Origin of the sequence: Pseudarthrobacter sp. PvP004 (genome assembly GCF_017876035.1) — a bacterium.
In the GTDB taxonomy this organism is placed as follows: Bacteria; Actinomycetota; Actinomycetes; order Actinomycetales; family Micrococcaceae; genus Arthrobacter; species Arthrobacter aurescens_A.
This window is the reverse complement of sequence record NZ_JAGINL010000001.1, coordinates 2,571,975-2,590,454: the sequence shown is the minus strand read 5'-3', so window position 1 is coordinate 2,590,454 and position 18,480 is coordinate 2,571,975. Positions and strand designations below refer to the sequence as shown.

Annotated in this window: 13 protein-coding genes and 1 tRNA gene; 12 read left to right on the top strand and 2 right to left on the bottom strand. The window is 63.4% G+C overall.

The annotated features are described in order from the left end of the window. Nucleotides 1–179 precede the first annotated feature (179 nt). The 5 genes from J3A64_RS11565 to J3A64_RS11545 all read left to right on the top strand — a co-directional run bounded on the left by J3A64_RS11565 (nt 180) and on the right by J3A64_RS11545 (nt 6,284). On the top strand, nt 180–1,076 hold the full coding sequence (locus tag J3A64_RS11565) for a TatD family hydrolase (RefSeq protein WP_011774064.1): 897 nt from the start codon (nt 180–182) through the stop codon (nt 1,074–1,076). A gap of 291 nt (nt 1,077–1,367) precedes the next feature. Beyond that, the gene (locus tag J3A64_RS11560) at nt 1,368–2,531 is read left to right on the top strand and encodes a resuscitation-promoting factor (protein ID WP_014921133.1); all 1,164 of its coding nucleotides are present in this window, start codon (nt 1,368–1,370) and stop codon (nt 2,529–2,531) included. Between the two features lie 26 nt (nt 2,532–2,557). Then, on the top strand, nt 2,558–3,439 hold the full coding sequence (gene rsmA / locus J3A64_RS11555) for a 16S rRNA (adenine(1518)-N(6)/adenine(1519)-N(6))-dimethyltransferase RsmA (protein WP_014921134.1): 882 nt from the start codon (nt 2,558–2,560) through the stop codon (nt 3,437–3,439). After that, nucleotides 3,436–4,428: a 4-(cytidine 5'-diphospho)-2-C-methyl-D-erythritol kinase gene (locus tag J3A64_RS11550; protein WP_014921135.1), complete on the top strand. Its 993-nt coding sequence runs from the start codon at nt 3,436–3,438 to the stop codon at nt 4,426–4,428. Before rsmA ends, J3A64_RS11550 begins: the two co-directional genes overlap by 4 nt. A 35-nt stretch (nt 4,429–4,463) precedes the next feature. After that, nucleotides 4,464–6,284, top strand: a complete 1,821-nt coding sequence (locus J3A64_RS11545; protein WP_011774068.1) for an ABC-F family ATP-binding cassette domain-containing protein — start codon at nt 4,464–4,466, stop codon at nt 6,282–6,284. Nucleotides 6,285–6,522: 238 nt separating this feature from the next. Here J3A64_RS11545 and J3A64_RS11540 read toward each other — a convergent pair whose 3' ends face one another. Further along, entirely contained in the window at nt 6,523–6,939 is a 417-nt protein-coding gene (locus J3A64_RS11540; RefSeq protein ID WP_043805919.1) for a VOC family protein, read from the bottom strand. 425 nt (nt 6,940–7,364) lie between these two features. Then, complete coding sequence (locus J3A64_RS11535; protein WP_014921137.1) at nt 7,365–7,964, bottom strand: TetR/AcrR family transcriptional regulator; 600 nt, start codon at nt 7,962–7,964, stop codon at nt 7,365–7,367. Between the two features lie 288 nt (nt 7,965–8,252). On the opposite strand from J3A64_RS11535, the gene J3A64_RS11530 reads away from it, so the two are divergent. From J3A64_RS11530 to J3A64_RS11500, 7 genes are all read left to right on the top strand, one after another. Beyond that, nucleotides 8,253–8,324 (top strand) — tRNA-Gln (locus tag J3A64_RS11530). Between the two features lie 123 nt (nt 8,325–8,447). Then, entirely contained in the window at nt 8,448–9,941 is a 1,494-nt protein-coding gene (gene glmU / locus J3A64_RS11525) for a bifunctional UDP-N-acetylglucosamine diphosphorylase/glucosamine-1-phosphate N-acetyltransferase GlmU (protein WP_043469936.1), read from the top strand. Further along, nucleotides 9,938–10,918 (top strand): ribose-phosphate diphosphokinase, encoded by a 981-nt coding sequence (locus J3A64_RS11520; protein ID WP_011774071.1) that lies wholly within the window; start codon nt 9,938–9,940, stop codon nt 10,916–10,918. The genes glmU and J3A64_RS11520 overlap by 4 nt, the downstream gene beginning before the upstream one ends. Nucleotides 10,919–11,237: 319 nt before the next feature. After that, nucleotides 11,238–11,813 carry a 50S ribosomal protein L25/general stress protein Ctc gene (locus J3A64_RS11515; protein ID WP_011774072.1) on the top strand — a complete coding sequence of 192 codons (576 nt, stop codon included), beginning with the start codon at nt 11,238–11,240 and terminating at the stop codon, nt 11,811–11,813. Nucleotides 11,814–11,932: 119 nt separating this feature from the next. Further along, entirely contained in the window at nt 11,933–12,517 is a 585-nt protein-coding gene (gene pth / locus J3A64_RS11510; protein WP_210064343.1) for an aminoacyl-tRNA hydrolase, read from the top strand. A 141-nt stretch (nt 12,518–12,658) separates the two neighbouring features. Next, nucleotides 12,659–15,391, top strand: a complete 2,733-nt coding sequence (locus tag J3A64_RS11505) for a LuxR C-terminal-related transcriptional regulator (protein WP_286176266.1) — start codon at nt 12,659–12,661, stop codon at nt 15,389–15,391. Between the two features lie 41 nt (nt 15,392–15,432). Beyond that, nucleotides 15,433–18,093, top strand: a complete 2,661-nt coding sequence (locus tag J3A64_RS11500; protein ID WP_210064341.1) for an AAA family ATPase — start codon at nt 15,433–15,435, stop codon at nt 18,091–18,093. The last annotated feature ends 387 nt before the right edge of the window (nt 18,094–18,480 follow it).

Genomic DNA, 18,480 nt, shown 5'->3' with positions numbered 1-18,480 from the left:
GGCCTCGGCAGCAGCTGTCTTCGCTGAGCGCTGCTGGTGTTGGCCGCTTGTCCGTTCCAGACTACCCAGACTTTGGCCCGCGCTAACATACTGCTCCGGAATTTATGTTCCGCTGGGAATTTACCGTGTAGTCGTCCTGCGCCGCCCAAGGAGGACCGCGGTCCGATTAAGGTGGAAGCATGTGCAATTCTCTCGCCCCCGCACCCTACCGGGCGCCCGCCGGCGCAGCAGACGAAAAAGAGTCGCGCCGGGAGTACCCGCCAGCGCCCGAACCCCTTCCCGTACCCGTGATGGACAATCACACGCATCTGGACTTCAGGCACGGCCTGATAGAGGTCTCGGTCCGGGACGCGATGGACTCCGCGGAAGCCGTGGGTGTCCAGGGCGCTGTCCAAGTGGGGTGCGACCTCGAATCGTCACGATTCACGGTACAAGCGGTGGAAGCTGATCCCCGGCTGCTCGGAGCCGTAGCACTTCACCCCAACGATGCCCCCGAATACGCGGCCCGCGGTGAACTGGAATCGGCACTCGCTGAAATCGAGGCGCTGGCCGGCCATCCGCGGATCCGGGCCATCGGCGAGACCGGGCTGGACTTTTTCCGGACCCACGGCGAGGGATTGGCCCATCAGCGGTACTCCTTCCGGCGCCACATCGACATCGCCAAACGGCTCGGGCTGACGCTCCAGATTCACGACCGCGACGCTCACGACGACGTTGTGCAGGTCCTCCGGGAGGAAGGCGCCCCGGACCGCGTGGTTTTCCACTGCTTCTCCGGAGATGAGGAACTCGCCCGGATCTGTAACCAGAACGGCTGGTACATGTCGTTCGCCGGCACCATGACCTTCAAGAACGCAGGAAATCTCCGCGCCGCCCTGGCCATTGCCGAGCCAAGCAGGATCCTGGTGGAAACCGATTCGCCGTTCCTCACGCCGCATCCCCACCGCGGAAGGCCAAATGCGAGCTATATGGTTCCCTACACGGTCCGCTCCATGGCGGACGTGACAGAAGATGACTTGTCCGAGCTATGCTCGCGATTGGCCGAAAACACCCTGAATGCCTACGGATCCTGGGCCTAGGCCGCCCTTTTTGCACACCGGCGGAGCCGACTGCGTGGATACCCGGTATGCACCTTTCTTGGTTCGTTTATAACGGATCGGTTACTGTGTTAAACAAGTAGCCGGGGTCGGGGAAGGCCTTCGGACAACTGTTCCGGATAATTTCGGGGCAATAAGTTGAATGTTTTTTGGCGGCGCAGATGCCGGCAGCAAAGGTGGGACCAGGCTTTTTGCCTGGCCCTCCGTTTTTGCGGTCGGCATTACTTTTGCGCTTTTCCCCGTGCCCGGATGGTCTGAGAGTAATGGGCGATCGTGATCAAGTTCTTCACAACGGATGGCAAGTTCAGCTTCCTCAAAGTAGGTACCCAGTTGCTGGTAGTCGCAGCGCTGGTAGTTGGTGTCGTGGCATTTGTCGGCAACAACAAGACCGTCACCCTCAACGTGGACGGCAAAGTGAGCTCCATCCAGACCTTCGGCGGCACTGTTGACCAAGTGGTCAAAGCAGCCAAGGTCGAGTTGAAGGACGCGGACCGCGTTTCGCCGGCTCTCGACGCACGGGTCGACAACGGATCCGTAGTGAACGTCAACCTGGCCAAGGCCGTGTCCATTGAACTGGACGGCGCCCGGAAGACGGTGAACACCACCGCCCCTGACGTTGCAGGACTGGTGACCGAACTCGGTGTAGCGAGCTCCTCCGAGATCTCCCAGCCCAAAGAGGCATCCTTGGAAGTGACCGGCTCCTTCGTTTCCATCTCCACGCCCAAGACCATCAGCGTGGTGGCAGACGGCAAGGACACCAGCACCACCACGACGGCGACCGACGTCGCCACCGTGCTCAAAGACACCGGAATTACCGTTGGCGCCAACGACCACATCTCCCAGCCGGGCAACGCACCCATCGTCCAGGACATGGTGATCAAGGTCTCCCGCGTGGACACCAGCAAGACCGCCGAAGCCACCGAAGAAGTTCCCTTCGAAAGCGTGAAGAGCGATAGTGCCGAGCTCTTCAAGGGCGAAGAGAAGGTGACCCAGGAAGGCGTCGCAGGATCCCTGGTCAAGACGTTCAAGCTGGTCCTCGTGGACGGCCGCGAAGCTTCGCGCACCTTGGTCTCCAGCAACGTAGCCACCCAGCCGGTAGCCGAAAAGATCAGCGTCGGTACCAAGGCCCGCCCCGTCCCGGCTCCCACCCCCCAGGCAGCAGCCGCAGCCCCCGCAGCCAGCGGCCCCACCGGCGCTCCGAACGAAGCCATGTGGGACAGGATTGCCCAGTGTGAATCGGGTGGAAACTGGTCCATCAACACCGGCAACGGCTACTACGGCGGCCTGCAGTTCTCCAGCCCCACCTGGCTTGCCAACGGTGGTGGAGCCTACGCTCCCAACGCCAGCCTTGCCACCAAAGCACAGCAGATCGAGATCGCCAACCGTCTCTACGCCAAGAACGGCCTCAGCGACTGGGGCTGCGCCCACGCGGCCTGACCCCGCACAGGCGATACGATACCTAGGTGACTGAACCGAATTCCGAACCCGCCGCCGTCGCGCCTTTGATGGGCGCCACAGATATCCGACGGCTCGCCGAGGAAATCGGTGTACGCCCCACAAAAACCCTGGGGCAGAACTTTGTGATCGACGGCAACACGATCCGCAGGATCGTGGCCGCCGCCGCCATTGGCGATGATGAAACCGTGTTGGAGGTAGGCCCGGGGCTGGGCTCCTTGACCCTGGGTTTGCTGGACGCGGCCAAAGCTGTCGTCGCTGTCGAAATCGACCCCGTGTTGGCAGAAAAGCTGCCGGAGACCGTGCGCGCCTGGCGGCCCGGGGCGGAAGAGAACTTCCACCTGGTGCTGTCCGACGCCATGAAGGTCACCGAACTGCCTCTGCCTCCCACAGCGTTGGTGGCCAACCTGCCCTACAACGTGGCTGTTCCGGTGGTGCTTCACCTCCTGCAGCACTTCCCAAGCCTCCAGCATGGCCTGGTCATGGTGCAGGATGAGGTTGCCGACCGCCTAGCCGCAACACCTGGTTCCAAGATCTACGGAGTCCCGTCGGTCAAGGCGGCCTGGTACGGGCACATGCGCAAAGCCGGTGTCATTGGCATGAACGTGTTCTGGCCTGCTCCGAAAATCCATTCCGGCCTGGTTGCCTTCACCCGGCACGACCCCCCGGAAACGCATGCAACCCGTGAGCAGGTCTTCGCCGTCATTGATGCAGCCTTCGCGCAACGGCGGAAAACACTTCGTGCCGCACTTGCCGGTTGGGCCGGCAGCGCCTCGGAAGCTGAGCGATGCCTCGTGGCCGCCGGCGTTGACCCTACGGCGCGCGGCGAGGTCCTGGACATCAATGCCTATGTCAAGATCGCCGAAGCCCGCCACCCAGTGGACGCATGAACCCGGGTAACCGCAAGCCAAGCAGCCTCCCGTTCGTGGGGGAGCGCTTCCATGCCCGCACAGTCCGCGTCAAAGCCCCGGGCAAGGTCAACGTCTCCCTGAGCGTCGGGCCGTTGCGGCCCGATGGATACCACTCGGTAGCCAGCGTGTACCTCGCCGTTTCCCTGTACGAGGAAGTGGCGGCCACCAGCACAGAGGCGCCAGGAATCACTGTCAGCATCAGCCCGGACAGCACACTGGACCTGGACGGCGTGGACATCCCCCTGGACGAGCGCAATCTGGCGTACAAGGCTGCAGCCATCATGGCTGAAATGTCAGAGAAGCCAACCGGCGTGCACCTGGAAATCACCAAGCGTGTGCCCGTGGCCGGTGGCATGGGCGGCGGTTCTGCCGATGCCGCAGCCACCCTGTTGGCCTGCGATGCACTCTGGAATAGTGGTCTTTCACGCGAGGAACTCGCGCACCTGGCCGCCGAGTTGGGCGCAGACGTGCCGTTCTCGCTCCTGGGAGGCACCGCCGTCGGGCTTGGCGTGGGAGACAAACTCTCGCCGGCCCTGGCCAAGGCCCAAATGGATTGGGTGCTGGTTTTTGCCGACTACGGGTTGTCCACACCTGACGTGTTCCGCACGCTTGACGGACTTCGGGATTCGGAAGGCGTCGAGATTCCAGAGCCCGTTGACGTGGATCCCACCATCCTCCAGGCCCTGCGTAAGGGTGACCCTGAGACCCTCAGCCGCGTGCTGATCAACGATCTCCAGCGGGCATCCATCACACTCGCGCCCCAACTTCGCGACACCATAGGACTGGGTGAAGCGCGAGGCGCCCTTGCCGGCATGGTCTCAGGCTCGGGACCAACCATCGCACTCCTGGCCCGGGATTCCGTCTCAGCCAGCGTTCTTGCCGAAGAGCTGACTCACCGTGGACACAATGCCCTGGCCGTTCACGGTCCCGTGCCCGGCGCCCGGATCATCTCCGATACCCTCCTTTAGTACCTCCGCATTCCAGCAGTAGAAAGTAGTACCCATTGGCCCACCTGCTTGGCGGCGAAAACCTCACCGTTTCGTTCGCGACCCGCACTGTCCTCGACGGCGTCACCCTCGGCTTGGAAGATGGCGACCGCATCGGCATGGTGGGGCGCAACGGGGACGGTAAATCGACGCTCATGCGTCTGCTCGCCTTGCGCTCGACGCCGGATTCCGGTCGCGTCACCAAGCGCGGGGACGTCAACGTCGGCTACCTGGACCAGGGCGACGTGCTCGACGGTGACCTGACAGTAGGCGCTGCGATCGTCGGCGACCGCGCGGACCACGAATGGGCGGCCAACGCCAAGATCCGCGAAGTCATGGGCGGACTGGTAGGCGACGTCGACTGGCACGCCAACGTCCACGCGCTGTCCGGTGGACAGAAACGCCGCGTAGCACTTGCCAAGCTCCTCATCGAAGACCACGACGTCATCATGCTGGACGAACCTACCAACCACCTCGACGTCGAAGGCGTCGCCTGGCTGGCCCGGCACCTCAAGACACGCTGGCGCGCCAACCAGGGCGCGTTCCTCGTGGTCACCCACGACCGCTGGTTCCTCGACGAAGTCTGCAACTACACCTGGGAAGTCCACGACGCCATGGTGGACATGTTCGACGGCGGGTACGCCGCGTACGTTTTGGCGCGCGCCGAGCGCGACCGCATGGCCGCCGTCGTCGAAGGTAAACGTCAGCAGCTCGTCAAAAAGGAACTGGCGTGGCTTCGGCGTGGTGCGCCGGCCCGAACTGCCAAGCCCAAGTTCCGGATCGAAGCTGCCAACGACCTCATTGCCGACGTACCCGATCCCCGCGACTCCGTAGCCCTCAGCAAAATGGCCACCGCGCGCCTGGGCAAGGACGTTCTGGACCTCGAAAACGTGACGCTGGACTTCGAGGGCGGCGAAACCGGGCAGAAGCTGTTCGACAACATCACCCTGCGACTGGCGCCGGGCGAAAGACTTGGCCTGGTGGGCGTCAACGGAGCCGGGAAGTCCACGCTCCTCAAGCTGCTGAACGGTGAAATCCAGCCGAGCTCCGGCAAGGTCAAGCGGGGCAAGACCGTGGTCACCGCCGTGCTCACCCAAGACGTCAAAGAGCTGGACGAAGTATCGGACCTGCGCGTCATCGAGGTCATCGAACGGGAAAAGCGGTCCTTCAGCGTGGGCGGCAAGGAATTCACCGCGGGCCAGCTCGTGGAACAACTCGGTTTCACCAAAGAAAAGCAGTGGACCCCCGTCAGCGACCTCTCCGGCGGTGAGCGGCGGCGACTCCAGCTCCTGCGCCTGCTCGTGGGGGAGCCCAACGTCCTCATGCTCGACGAACCCACCAACGACCTCGACACCGACACCCTTGCCGCCGTCGAAGACGTCCTGGACGGCTGGCCCGGAACGCTGGTGGTCGTCAGCCACGACCGCTACCTCCTGGAACGCGTCACCGACAACCAGATGGCTCTCCTGGGAGACGGCAAACTCCGCGGCCTGCCCGGCGGCGTGGACCAGTACCTCGAACTGCGCGAAGCTGCACTGGCCTCGGGCGCCGTTGGGGGCGGCTCCGGCGCTCCGACCGCCGCCACCGGCTCCGCCGCTCCATCCGGTGCCAGCGAAGCCGAAAAGCGCGAAGCCCGCAAGGACCTTAACAGGATCGACCGCCAACTGGGCAAGATCTCCCAGCAGGAAGAAAAGCTCCACACCCAGATGGCCGCCAAATCCGAATCCGGCGACTTCGATGCCTTGGGGGAGCTCAACGCCAAGCTGCAGGAGTTGCTCGAGGAGAAAGAGGGCCTGGAGCTGGAATGGCTGGAGGCTGCCGAAGTCCTCGGCGAATAGGGGTGCTGCGGCCCGTCAGTGCCGCTTCGCCGTCGCTTAGCGGTGGTCAGCGCCGTTTCGGCGTCGCTTAGACCCGGCGCATAGGGGCTCCTGCGGTCGCGGGGCAACCTGCGTTTCCCGATGCGCCGCGATGCGCTCCTACGCGAAACGCCACTGACGATTACCAACCCTCTCTCACATCCCTCGGGTTTGGGGTGGATCCTCTCTCACATCCCTCGGGTTTGGGGTGGATCCTCTCTCACATCCCGTCGGTTGACGACGCCGGCTCGTAGCCTATGAGCCAGCGTAATCCGTGACGATCGACGACTTGGCCGTCTGATGCACCCCAGGGCTTCGGCTCCAGCGGGTCCAGAATCCGGCCGCCCATGGCGAGCTTGTCGAACCACTGGTGGAGGACTGCCGGTTCGGCTGCTCCCAGCAGAGAGAGCATGGCCCCTTCGATCTTGACGGACTCCTCGCCAGCCGCTGCGTCAGATCCGCTTAGGGATACGACTCCGCTGAGGACTCCATGGGCGACCGCGTCCGGCGGCCCGTCGGTGCGTCCAAAGTCCTGGTACGAATGCAGGGAAAGTTCGCCTCCGAAGACCTCGGCGTAAAAGCCAAGAGCATCTCGTGCTGTGCCGGGAAAGCTGATGTATAGCTGGGGCGCTGTCATGAGCAAAGCTTACAAAAGCACCGGGGCAGGGGGATGTGAGAGAGGGTGGGGCTCAAGGGCGTGGGATGTGAGAGAGGGTTGGCTGGAAGGGCTGGGGATGTGAGAGAGGGTTGGCTGGAAGGGCTGGGGATGTGAGAGAGGGTGGGGCTCAAGGGCGGGGGATGTGAGAGAGGGTGGGGCTCAAGGGCGGGGGATGTGAGAGAGGGTGGGGCTCAAGGGCAGGGGATGTGAAAGAGGGTGGGGCTCAAGGGCGTGGGATGTGAGAGAGCGTTGTGGCAGGCATCCGGCAGCGTGCGTCAAAGCGACGAAGGAGCAGCACGCAGAGGATGGCAGCCCCAACGCGGATGGCGGCCCCAACGCGGATGGCAGCCCCCAACGCGGATGGCGGCCCCAACACGGATGGCGGCCCCAACGCGGGAATAGACCTAGTCCTCGCTGCGGAGCTCGGGCTCTTTTTGCAGCCCGGTGAGGCCGTTCCAGGCCAGGTTCACCAAGTGGGCGGCAACGGCCCGCTTGTCCGGTGTGCGGCTGTCGAGCCACCACTGGCCCGTCATCGCCACCATACCGACGAGCATCTGCGCATACATCGCTCCGTCTGCCGCGCTGAATCCACGGCGCGCGAATTCGTCGGAGAGAAGATGTTCCACCCGGGCGGTGACGTGGGAGAGCAGTGTGGAGAAGGCGCCCTCGGGCTGTGAGGGCGGGGCGTCACGCATGAGGATGCGGAAGCCGTCGGTGCGGTCTTCGATGTAGCCAAGGAGTGCCAGGGCAGCGCGTTCAACCAGTACCCGAGGCTTGGCTTCGGTGCTGAGGGCCTCGGTGATGGAATCCAGGAGGATCCGGAACTCGGTCTCCACCACCTGGCGGTACAGGCCTTCCTTGGAGCCGAAGTGTTCGTAGATTACGGGCTTGGAGACTCCGGCGGAGGCGGCGATTTCCTCGATGGTGGTGCCGTCCAGTCCACGTGCCGCAAAGAGGGCGCGTCCGATGCCGATGAGCTGTGATTTGCGCTGCTGCCCGGTCATCCGTACACGCGCTGCCGGACCGCTGGCGGCGTGTTCTGCGGGCTCGGATGCGGCTGCCGGCCGGGGGAGTTCAGTGCGGTTGCTCACGTGACCATCATGCCCTAAATGCCTTCTGGAAGGGGCGCTGGGCGGGTCCTCCGGGGGCGGAACAGTGGGTCGTGGAGCGGGCGCAGGGCGGTCAAGTCGCGAAGCACGCATGGGTCATGGCAAACTAGATTCTTGTGTGTGCATCCCGGTGATCCGGGAAACCCTCCGGGCCGCAAGATCCGGGGGATGAATCATGCACGGTCCGCTCTGGTGTAATGGCAGCACCCCGGCCTTTGGAGCCGTGGAGTATAGGTTCGAATCCTATGGGCGGAACGGTCGGAAAATGCGCTCCTTCTCTGTACCTGTAGCGGCTCTCACGGTGCCTGGGTCCATTGTTAGATGGCAGCAATCCGAAGCCGGGTTACCCGGGACATACCGAGCAAGGAGAGCCAGTACGTGAGCCCCGAAACCATCGGTCCCGCAGCGGTGATCGTTTTGGCCGCAGGTGCCGGAACGCGCATGAAGTCGCGGACTCCCAAGATCCTCCACGAAATAGGCGGCCGCTCCATGGTGGGCCACGCTCTTCTCGCCGCGCGTGCCATTAATCCCCTGAAGCTGGCCCTGGTTGTCCGCCACGAGCGGGACCGCGTGGCTGAGCACGTCACGGCCTCGGATCCGGAAGCCCTCATTGTTGACCAGGACGACGTTCCGGGCACCGGCCGGGCAGTGGAAGTTGCCCTCAAGGCGCTCGACGCCGAAGCGGAGCTGACCGGCACCGTGGTGGTCACTTACGGCGACGTTCCCCTCCTGACCGGTGAATTGCTCGGAGAGCTTGTGGCAACGCACGAGGCCGAGGGCAACGCCGTCACGGTCCTCACAGCAGTCCTGGACGACGCAACCGGTTACGGCCGGATCCTGCGCGCCGAAAACGGGACAGTCACCGGCATTCGCGAGCACAAGGATGCCAGCGAAGCCGAGCGCACCATCCGCGAGGTCAACTCCGGCATCTACGCTTTCGACGCCGCCGTGCTGCGGACCGCCCTGGAGAAGGTCACCACGGACAACGCTCAGGGTGAGATGTACCTGACCGATGTCCTCGGCTTGGCGCGCGACGCAGGCGGCCGTGTTGCCGCCGTCGTCACTGAAGACCGTTGGCAGGTTGAGGGTGCCAACGACCGCATCCAGCTGTCCGCCCTTGCTGCCGAACACAACCGCCGCATCATCGAGTCCTGGATGCGTGCAGGCGTAACCGTGGTGGATCCCGCCACCACCTGGATCGATTCCACCGTCACACTGGACGAAGACGTCCGCTTGTTGCCCAACACCCAACTGCACGGTTCAACCACGGTGGCGCGGGACGCCGTCGTGGGTCCTGATACAACCCTGACCGACGTCAACGTTGGCGAGGGCGCCAAGGTGATCCGTACGCACGGCTCCGGTTCCACGATCGGTGCCAAGGCGAGCGTTGGACCGTTCACTTACCTCCGCCCGGGCACGGTCCTGGGCGAGACCGGCAAGATCGGCGCGTTCTATGAAACCAAGAACGTGACAATCGGCCGCGGCTCCAAGCTTTCCCACCTGGGCTACGCCGGTGACGCTGAGATCGGCGAAGACACCAACATCGGTTGCGGCAACATCACCGCCAATTATGACGGCGAGAAGAAGCACCGTACGGTGATCGGCTCGGGCGTCCGCACGGGTTCGAACACAGTCTTCGTAGCACCCGTAACAGTTGGCGACGGCGCGTACAGCGGCGCCGGGGCGGTCATTCGCAAGGATGTTCCCGCGGGAGCCCTGGCCCTCAGCCTGGCCGCACAGCGGAACGCCGAGGGCTGGGTAGCCGCCAACCGGCCGGGCACCGCCTCCGCGAAGCTGGCCGAAGCCGCGCAAGAACTGGCATCCACATCTTCACAATTCCCGGCAACCATAGAAGAAGGCAAACAGGCATGAGCGAAATTACCGCACACGGCGAGAAGAAACTGATTCTCGCCGCCGGAAGGGCGCATCCGGAGCTGGCGCAGGAAATCGCCAAGGAGCTGGAGACTGAGCTCCTGCCCATCGACGCCTACGACTTCGCAAACGGGGAAATCTACGTTCGTTCGGCCGAGAGCGTGCGAGGCACCGATGCCTTCGTCATCCAGGCCCACCCGGCTCCGCTGAACAACTGGCTCATGGAGCAGTTGATCATGATCGATTCCCTCAAGCGCGCCTCCGCCAAGAGGATCACGGTTGTCTCGCCGTTCTACCCGTACTCCCGCCAGGACAAGAAGGGCCGCGGCCGCGAGCCCATCTCCGCCCGCTTGGTTGCCGACCTGTACAAGACTGCCGGCGCAGACCGCATCATGTCTGTTGACCTGCACACCTCGCAGATCCAGGGCTTCTTCGACGGTCCCGTGGACCACCTGATGGCCATCCCGTTGCTGGCCGACTACATCCGCACCAAGGTGGAAGCCGACAACATCACCGTTGTTTCGCCCGACACTGGCCGCGTCCGCGTTGCCGAGCAGTGGGCTGAGCGCCTGGGCGGCGCCCCGCTCGCGTTCGTTCACAAGAGCCGCGATCTCACTGTCCCCAACCAGGCCGTCTCCAAGACCGTGGTTGGTCAGGTTGAAGGACGCACCTGTGTCCTCATCGACGACATGATCGACACCGGTGGAACCATCTCCGGTGCCGTCCAGGTCCTGAAGAACGCCGGCGCCAAGGATGTCATTATTGCTTGCACGCACGCGGTCTTCTCCGATCCCGCCGCACAGCGCCTCGCTGATTCCGGTGCCCGCGAAGTTGTGGTCACCAACACGCTGCCCATCCCGGCTGAGAAGCGCTTCCCGTCGCTGACGGTGTTGTCGATCGCACCGTTGATTGCCCGCGCCATTCGTGAAGTGTTCGACGACGGTTCGGTCACCAGCCTGTTCGACGGCAAAGCATAGCGCCGGACTGCTGAATTTGAGCGGGTCATCCGCCGCCTTCGGGCGTGCGGGTGGCCCGTTTTCCTTGCCGTTTTCAGAATCGGCGCGAACCGCTGCTAAACTCTTGGGGATACCTTGGCGAGGGAGAGCACATCCGGTTCGCATTTTGTGAACCAGGGTTGCGGGTCTCCGTTATCGACTGGGTCTGCATCTCCTTCAACACAGGCGGAACGGCTGCTCGGCGGCCGATCTCGGCCGGGCGTAGAAGGTCTCCAGACCTCCGCCCTTGCTGATAGACCAGCCCGGACTTTCCGGGTGCCACAGTAATCAAGGAGTACATATGTCTGAGCAGAAGCTCACCGCAGAACTGCGCACCGAATTCGGCAAGGGTTTCGCCCGCCGTGCACGCATGGCCGGCCAGATCCCGGCTGTCATCTACGGTCACGGCGCAGAGCCGATCCACATCAACCTGCCGGGCCGCGCCACCACGCTGGCAGTGCGCGTTTCCAACGCCCTCCTCGCAATCGACGTCGACGGCGAGCAGCACCTGACGCTCGTCAAGGACATCCAGCGCGATCCGGTAAAGCAGATCATCGAGCACGTTGACCTCCAGACCGTGAAGGCCGGCGAGAAGGTTACCGTCGACATCGCCATCCACGTTTCCGGTGAAGTTGCTCCGGGTGCTGTCGCCAGCCTCGAAGCCACCACGGTTTCCCTCGAAGCCGAGGCAACCCACGTTCCCACCGCCGTTGAGGTCACCATCGATGGCCTCAAGGCCGGCGAGAGCATCCACGCTTCGGACCTGGTCCTGCCGAAGGGTTCCACCCTGCTCACCGAAGGCGACACCCTGGTGGTCCGCATCGCTGAAGCCGCTGGTGCAGAAGAAGAAGAGAGCACCGAAGCTGCAGCCGAGTAGTCTTCTGACTGCTTGAGGCTTATGCCGTTGAGTGGCCGGGCACCCTTGGGGTCCCGGCCACTTTCTTCTTTGCCCCCACAATCCCTGCTGATTAACCGAACGCTCCCTAGGATGAGACCATGACTGACACTTGGCTGATTGTCGGCCTCGGCAACCCCGGCAGTGAGTACAGCAACAATCGGCACAATGTTGGCCAGATGGTGCTGGATGAGCTGGCTTCCCGCATGGGCGGGAAGTTCAAGGTCCACAAGGCGCGCGCCCAGGTGGTGGAGGGCCGGCTCGGCATCGGGGGTCCCCGCGTGGTGCTGGCCAAACCCATGACGTACATGAATGTCTCCGGTGGACCGGTGGCCGGGCTGTGCAACTTCTTCGATATCGCGCCGGACCACGTCATAGCTGTCCATGACGAGATCGACATCCCTTTTAACACAGTCAAGCTAAAAATTGGTGGCGGTGAAGGCGGGCATAACGGCCTGCGGGACATCTCCAAAGCACTTGCCACTAAGGATTACCTGCGCGTCCGCGTAGGGGTGGGTCGGCCGCCAGGCCGGATGGAGACAGCCGACTATGTCCTCCGGGACTTCGCCACTGCGGAGAAGAAGGAACTGCCGTTCCTCCTGGACGAAGCGGCCGACGCCGTGGAGTTGCTCATGGACCAGGGCCTGCTCGCCGCGCAACAGAAACATCACCCTGCCAAAGCTTGAGCAAATCTTGAGGAAAGCCTGATCAAAGCCTGACGGTCCCAAGGACCTTAAGGCCTACACACAGTGGGCGCCCAACGGTAGTGTGCAAGTTACGCAAGTAAGCGGTGGGGGACTGTCGCGGATGTGTAGCTAAGGATGCAGATGTCGGCGGAGTTGCTAAACAGGAGCGGGGGAGGCGTAGCAAGGGCTGCGGCTCCCGATCTTGTGGGCGGCCCAACGGACCGTCAAACATGGTCTCTGTTGGCCCGGAGCCACGATTTGTCCAAGGCGGGTAAACATCTCGAATCACCCGATTCCTACGGAGTGGTCCTCACCGGGGAGCGAGGAATCGGCAAGTCAGGCCTGGCAAGGGCGGTGGTGTCATCCCTCGGCCCCAAAGTCCATAGCCTTCAATTGCGCAATACCGTAGCCAGCGGACAAACCCCTTACGGTTGCCTTGGTTTCCTTCTGGCCCGCTTGCCGTCCGGTGCCGTGGGTTCGCCCACCGGTATCCTGCACGCGGTCACCAACCTGATCAGGTCGGAAGCCGCTGGCCGGGACACTGTCTTCATCGTGGACAACGCCGGGGGTATGGACCCCATGAGCACAGGCGTGCTGCTGAACCTCATGGCTACCGGCACCGCGAAGGTCATCGCCACCGCCCAACGCGCCAGCGACCTCCCGGCGGATTTCCATCGGCTGGTCCTTGAAGGTGCGCTGGGTGAGGTGCATCTGAATACCCTCACTGAGGAACAAACCAAGCAAGTCCTGGGCTCGGTCCTTGGCCATTATGTTTCTTCAACATTGGTGGGTTCACTGCACTCCGCCGTAGGTGGAAACCCCATGCTCCTCCACGCGCTTCTTGAAGAGCAGCGGCACACGGGCAACCTGGTCCTCAACGACTCCGTCTGGACACTCCGTGACCGGATCAAACTGGAGGGCGCCACGGTAGTGGAGGACTTTGTCCGCTCCAGACTGGCGCGCGAAGCGCAGGCCAACAGGACCGTCGTCGAAATCCTTGCCTGCGCGCAGCGCGCAACACTGTTGGATCTTGCAGCCATCTTCGGTACCGAAGTGCTGGTGGAGATGGAAGAGTCGGCACTGCTGACCATTGAAAAAGGTGGCGACCACTGGGTCTCGCTCCGGGACCCGTACGTAGGGGAAGTAGTCCGTGGCTGGCTGAGCACCCGCCGCATGCGCGAGCTGCGGTTGATGCTCCATGGTCCCAAAGAGCCGGAACTTCAAGCCTTGGCACCGCAGGACCTCTTGAGCTATGCGGCGTGGATGCATGCCTGTGAGGACGAGCCCGCGCCGTCGCCGGCGCATGCACTTGCGGCAGGGCGGGCCGCGTTGGATGACTACGACCCCAACTTCGCTATTCAGTGCACCCTTTCATTGGACCCGAAGGACAGCGAATGGGTGCCAGGGCAGCGCCTGAAAGCTGCGGCCTACCTCATGCTGGACCTGCCGTTGCACGCGGCCCAGGCATTGGACGAGGTGTCCGAGTCTCACATCGAGGCTCTGGAGCCGTTGGAGTTCGCTGAGGTCATCGCAGCAAAATGCCAGGCAATGACGTGGATTGACGGTCGTTCCGGAATGGTGCCGGGAGTGATCGCCGCCGGTCTGGAGACGCTCGAGGCCAAGGCCGCGGACCATCCCGCACACGCCATGGCCCGGGCGCGAAACCGGCTCCGGCTTTGCGGCTACGAGTACAAAACCTATATGGGCGAGTACGCGGCAATGATTGACGCCTTGGAAGAGGAGCATGCCAAGGACCCGTCGGATGACCGCGAACACTGGCTTAAGTCCTCCTTCTTCCTCATCGAGGCCCGCTGCATGTTGGGCAGGGAGTTGGAGGCGCAACAACTCGCGCGGACCGTTTCGCGGCACCTGGGGGACACGGACCGCTCTTCGCAGTTGGAGGAATCCTTTGCCAGGCATGCATACTTGGTCCTCCTGTTGTCCGGGCAGTGGCGGAAGTGCATCGAACTCATGCGCCGAACCCCCTCCGGGTCGTCACGCCTTCAGTACCGGGGTGCGCTCACCGAACTCGGCGTAGGGCTCGCGTTCGCCTATGCGGGCAAGCCCGCCAGCGCAATCGAACCCCTGCGTTCGGCCGTGGCCCAACTGGAGCTCCGCCCGAGCATGAACATGAACAAGGTGGCCTACGCAGCCACCGCTTTTGCCTACGCTCAACTGGGCAACTCCGTGGAGGCCGGCCGATACCTGGACCTCTACAGAACCTGCAGGGGAGTGGGAACGTGCTTCTCCGAATCCGTTGCTGAGTTTTGTGCGGAGATGGCCGGGCGGTGGATGGGTGACCCGGATGTGAAACAGCGGCTTCTGGCCCGGGTACGCAGCCACCTTGACCAGCAGCGCTTCACCACGGCCGGCATCTACCTTTTTGGCGCCACTGTGCAGGGAACGGACGAGGAATACCGGTTGTTGGAAGACATTGCCGCCCGTCGGCAGGGCCCATTGGCCAAGATCTCCGGCGACCTTGCGCGCGGCGCCCTGACCAAGAGCTCCCGATCCCTTTTGGCGGCCGCTGATGCCGCAGCATCCCTCGACTTGCTGGTGGTTGAAGCCCGGTGCGTGGCCATGGCACTTGATTACGCCAGGGAAGCCGGCGAAACAACAGCAGCCCGAACGGCGCAGCTCAGGCTTGAACGGCTGGAGCATTCCGTCCCTGCGTTACCCATCCAGCCACGCAGCGACGCGCCGGTACTGACCGAACGGGAACGCCAAATTGCTAAACTCGCCGGAAAGGGTGTCAGCAACCGTGAAATCGCGATGGATATTGGGGTGTCTGTGCGAACTGTAGAAGGTCATCTGTATCAAGTGTTCACCAAGCTCGGCGTATCGTCTCGGGGCGAGCTCAATGGGCTGCTATGAGGCAAGGCAAGGAACTTCCGTAGACCTGGCGTGGGTTGCCCATGCAGGCTGAGCACCTTGTAGGCCGGGACGCTGAACTGGAACTGGCCACGGAGATTCTGAGGCAGGAAGGCGCCGGGGCCGTACTTCTGGTTGCGGATCCCGGCATCGGTAAAACTGCTCTGGCCGCCGAAATCGCCGCCCGGCTGGCCGGGGAAATGGTGGTGATGCGCGTTCATGGCAGCCCCGCATTGTCCGCCGTTCCCTACGGCGTGCTGGCCCCGTATCTGCTGGACCTTCCGCTGGAGCAAGCAACATCGCCGGTAGCGATCCTCCGCGAGTTCTGGTCCCAGTTCGAGAAGCGGCGTGGAGGCGAAGGCGCGCGCCTGCTGTTGATCGTGGACGACGCCCACAACCTCGACGAAGGCAGCACGCAGATCCTGGCCGAGCTGGTCACTGCCGGATGGGCGCGGCTCGTAGCAACCAGCAGGCCCAGGCCCGGCCTGCCCGCGGCCTTGCTGCAACTCTGGTACGACGGACTCGCAGAGCGGCTGGAGCTGCATCCGCTGGATAAAGAAACCGTCACCGAGCTTGCGGAAAAGACCCTCGGCGGAACGGTCATGTCCAGCGCCGCCGAAGTCCTGCATTCAGTGTCCGAAGGCAACCCGCTGCTGCTGCACTGCCTCCTTGAAGACTCGAAGGCTGATGGAAACCTGGTCCGCCGGAACGGAGTGTGGCTGCTCACGCGTGCACTCTCCGGCAGCGGGGAAAGCTTGGCCGAGGTAGTCCGGAACAGGGTTCTCAGGACCAGCGAAGCTGAACGGGAGGCGATGTATGTCATTGCCTTATCCGAGCCCGTCCCTGCCGCCGTGCTGGACACGCAGGTAGGCAGGGACACCGTACGGGCATTGATGGACAGCCGGCTTGTCCTCTCCGCCAACGGACCCGGCGGGCCCCTGAAAATGTGGCACCCCATGTACAGCGAGGCACTCCGCAAGATCGTTTCACCGGCCCGCAGCCTCCAGATCCGCCAGCGCATGGTGCAGCAATTGCCCCCGGAGCCGTCCACGGCGGAGGGACTGCTCCGGATGGTGAGCTGGGCGCTGGACTGTGGTGCCGACGTCGATGATGAACGGCTGCTGCAGGCCGCATTCCTTGCCGCCAAACTGCTCCAGAACGCGTTGGCAATGGCGGCTGCGGGCAAGGTTCGCTCGGAGGCGCTGCGCCCGTGGGCACGCGCAGTCATGGCCTTGGTCAACTACAACGACGGCGACTACCGCGCTGCCGTGCGGCTGCTGGAGGAGGGTTCGGGGTTCCTGGACGCTGATCCTTTGGGGCCAGTGGGGGCGGGTCTCTTGTGGGCGGCTGCCAGATTTGCCCTGGGGGATTCGTCCGCCGACATCGCAGCTGCTGCCCGGACAGCCGCAACTGCCTTGATCCACGGTCAGCCTGCCAGCGACCCCGCTGTCCAACTGATCAGCAGGCATGCCCATGCCATTGGGCTGCGCGCATTGGCCCACGAGGGCAGCTTCGAAGATCTCCGAAAGGGCCTGGAGAGGTTTGCCGAAGCGCTCGGATCGGAGGGGCCCGATCTTGCCATGGACCGGATCTTCCTGCTTGCAATGCAGTGCGAGCTCCTGACCGTGGAGGGCCAGGCGGTGCAGGCGTTGGAAGCCGGCCGTGAAGCCTTGCTGGTGCTTGAAGAGCACCACAAGGACCTCCTGTACTTCAGCGACTTCGTTCTGCTGCGTTACACCTTGGCCGCTTTGGAAGCCGGAGATTGGGAAGCTGCTGAGTCTGCTCTCGACCGCCACGCCGCCGGTTCGGCCATGGGACTCATCTACTTTGGCGCAGGCATTGAAGTGCTCAAAGGCATGTCAATGCTGCGCCAAGGCCGTCTGGAGAAGGCCGCCGAGCTGCTGACGCCCGCCGTCGAAGCGCTACGGGTCAAAGATCCACTGCAACTGAGAAACCTCGGAAACGCCTTGGCTTTCTACGCCGCAGCAAAGTCCGGCAACGCAGTGCTTGCCCAACGGTTGGCGAGCGAGCGGGGGGAAGCTGCCGCCGGTGGTGCCTACGTGGAGGCCCTCGCGGAGCTGTTCAGGCTTGCCGGCGAGGAACTCGTCACCAAGGGCACAGGACTGCAGTCATTGCGTCGTCTACCGGAATCAGAAGACCTGCATCGGCTGCCAGGCATATTGATGCAGAACCTGGTCCTCAGGGCCGAGCTGGGGGACGTGCAGGCCATGGAGTCCATCCAGGAAACAGCGTCATCGATGGCCGGAGGCTGGGCAGGCGGCTGGCAGTCGCTCGCAGCGGCACAGTTGGGCGGCGAGGGCCAGGGATTCGTGAATGCGGGCAACCTCCTGGCAGCATCAGGAATGCCCGGACCGGCCGCGGTAGCGTTCGACAAAGCCGCTGTGACGTTTGATGCCGAAGGCAAACGCCCGGAGGCGCGGCAGGCAGCGGTTCTGCGCGATGTCAGCGAGGCCAGCTTGGGTGACGCCCTGGTTCATGATCCGCACACCGAGACGGACCGATCCGTGCCGCTGACCCGACGTGAGCAGGACATCGTGGCCTTGGCCGTCTCCGGACTGACCGACCGCCAGATTGCCGAGAAGCTCATGGTGTCGGTCCGGACCGTGGAAGGTCATTTGTATCGGAGCTACGCCAAACTGGGCATTCGCCGCCGTGAAGATCTGGGCGCTGCCGTCCGTCACTGACGCCCGCTCCTGAGTACCTGCTAAACGAGGGCCCAGCCCACCTATCCCCGGAATGCCGCGGAATATACCCATTCATTGGAGTAATGTGCGGGTAGTCGGTGCTGAAACCAAGTAGTGCCCCGTCCGGGGACTGAGTACAACAGAGTACCGGGGCATCAAAAGCGGCCCACTTTTCGAGTACCAACTACTGATGTACGGCATGTTGCGTCCCGGCAGTATTGATCTTGGAAGAACGGTTCAGCCCCAAGCATCACCGGGATTCCGAAAGTTGCACCACCCGCATCGGAGGTCTCTTGATCCGATGCTCCGGCCGCCGAAAGGTGGTCCGGCCCTGTACGAAGCCGGCGGCGACAGAGTCTTCTGAGACCGAGACTCTCCCCCCAGCCG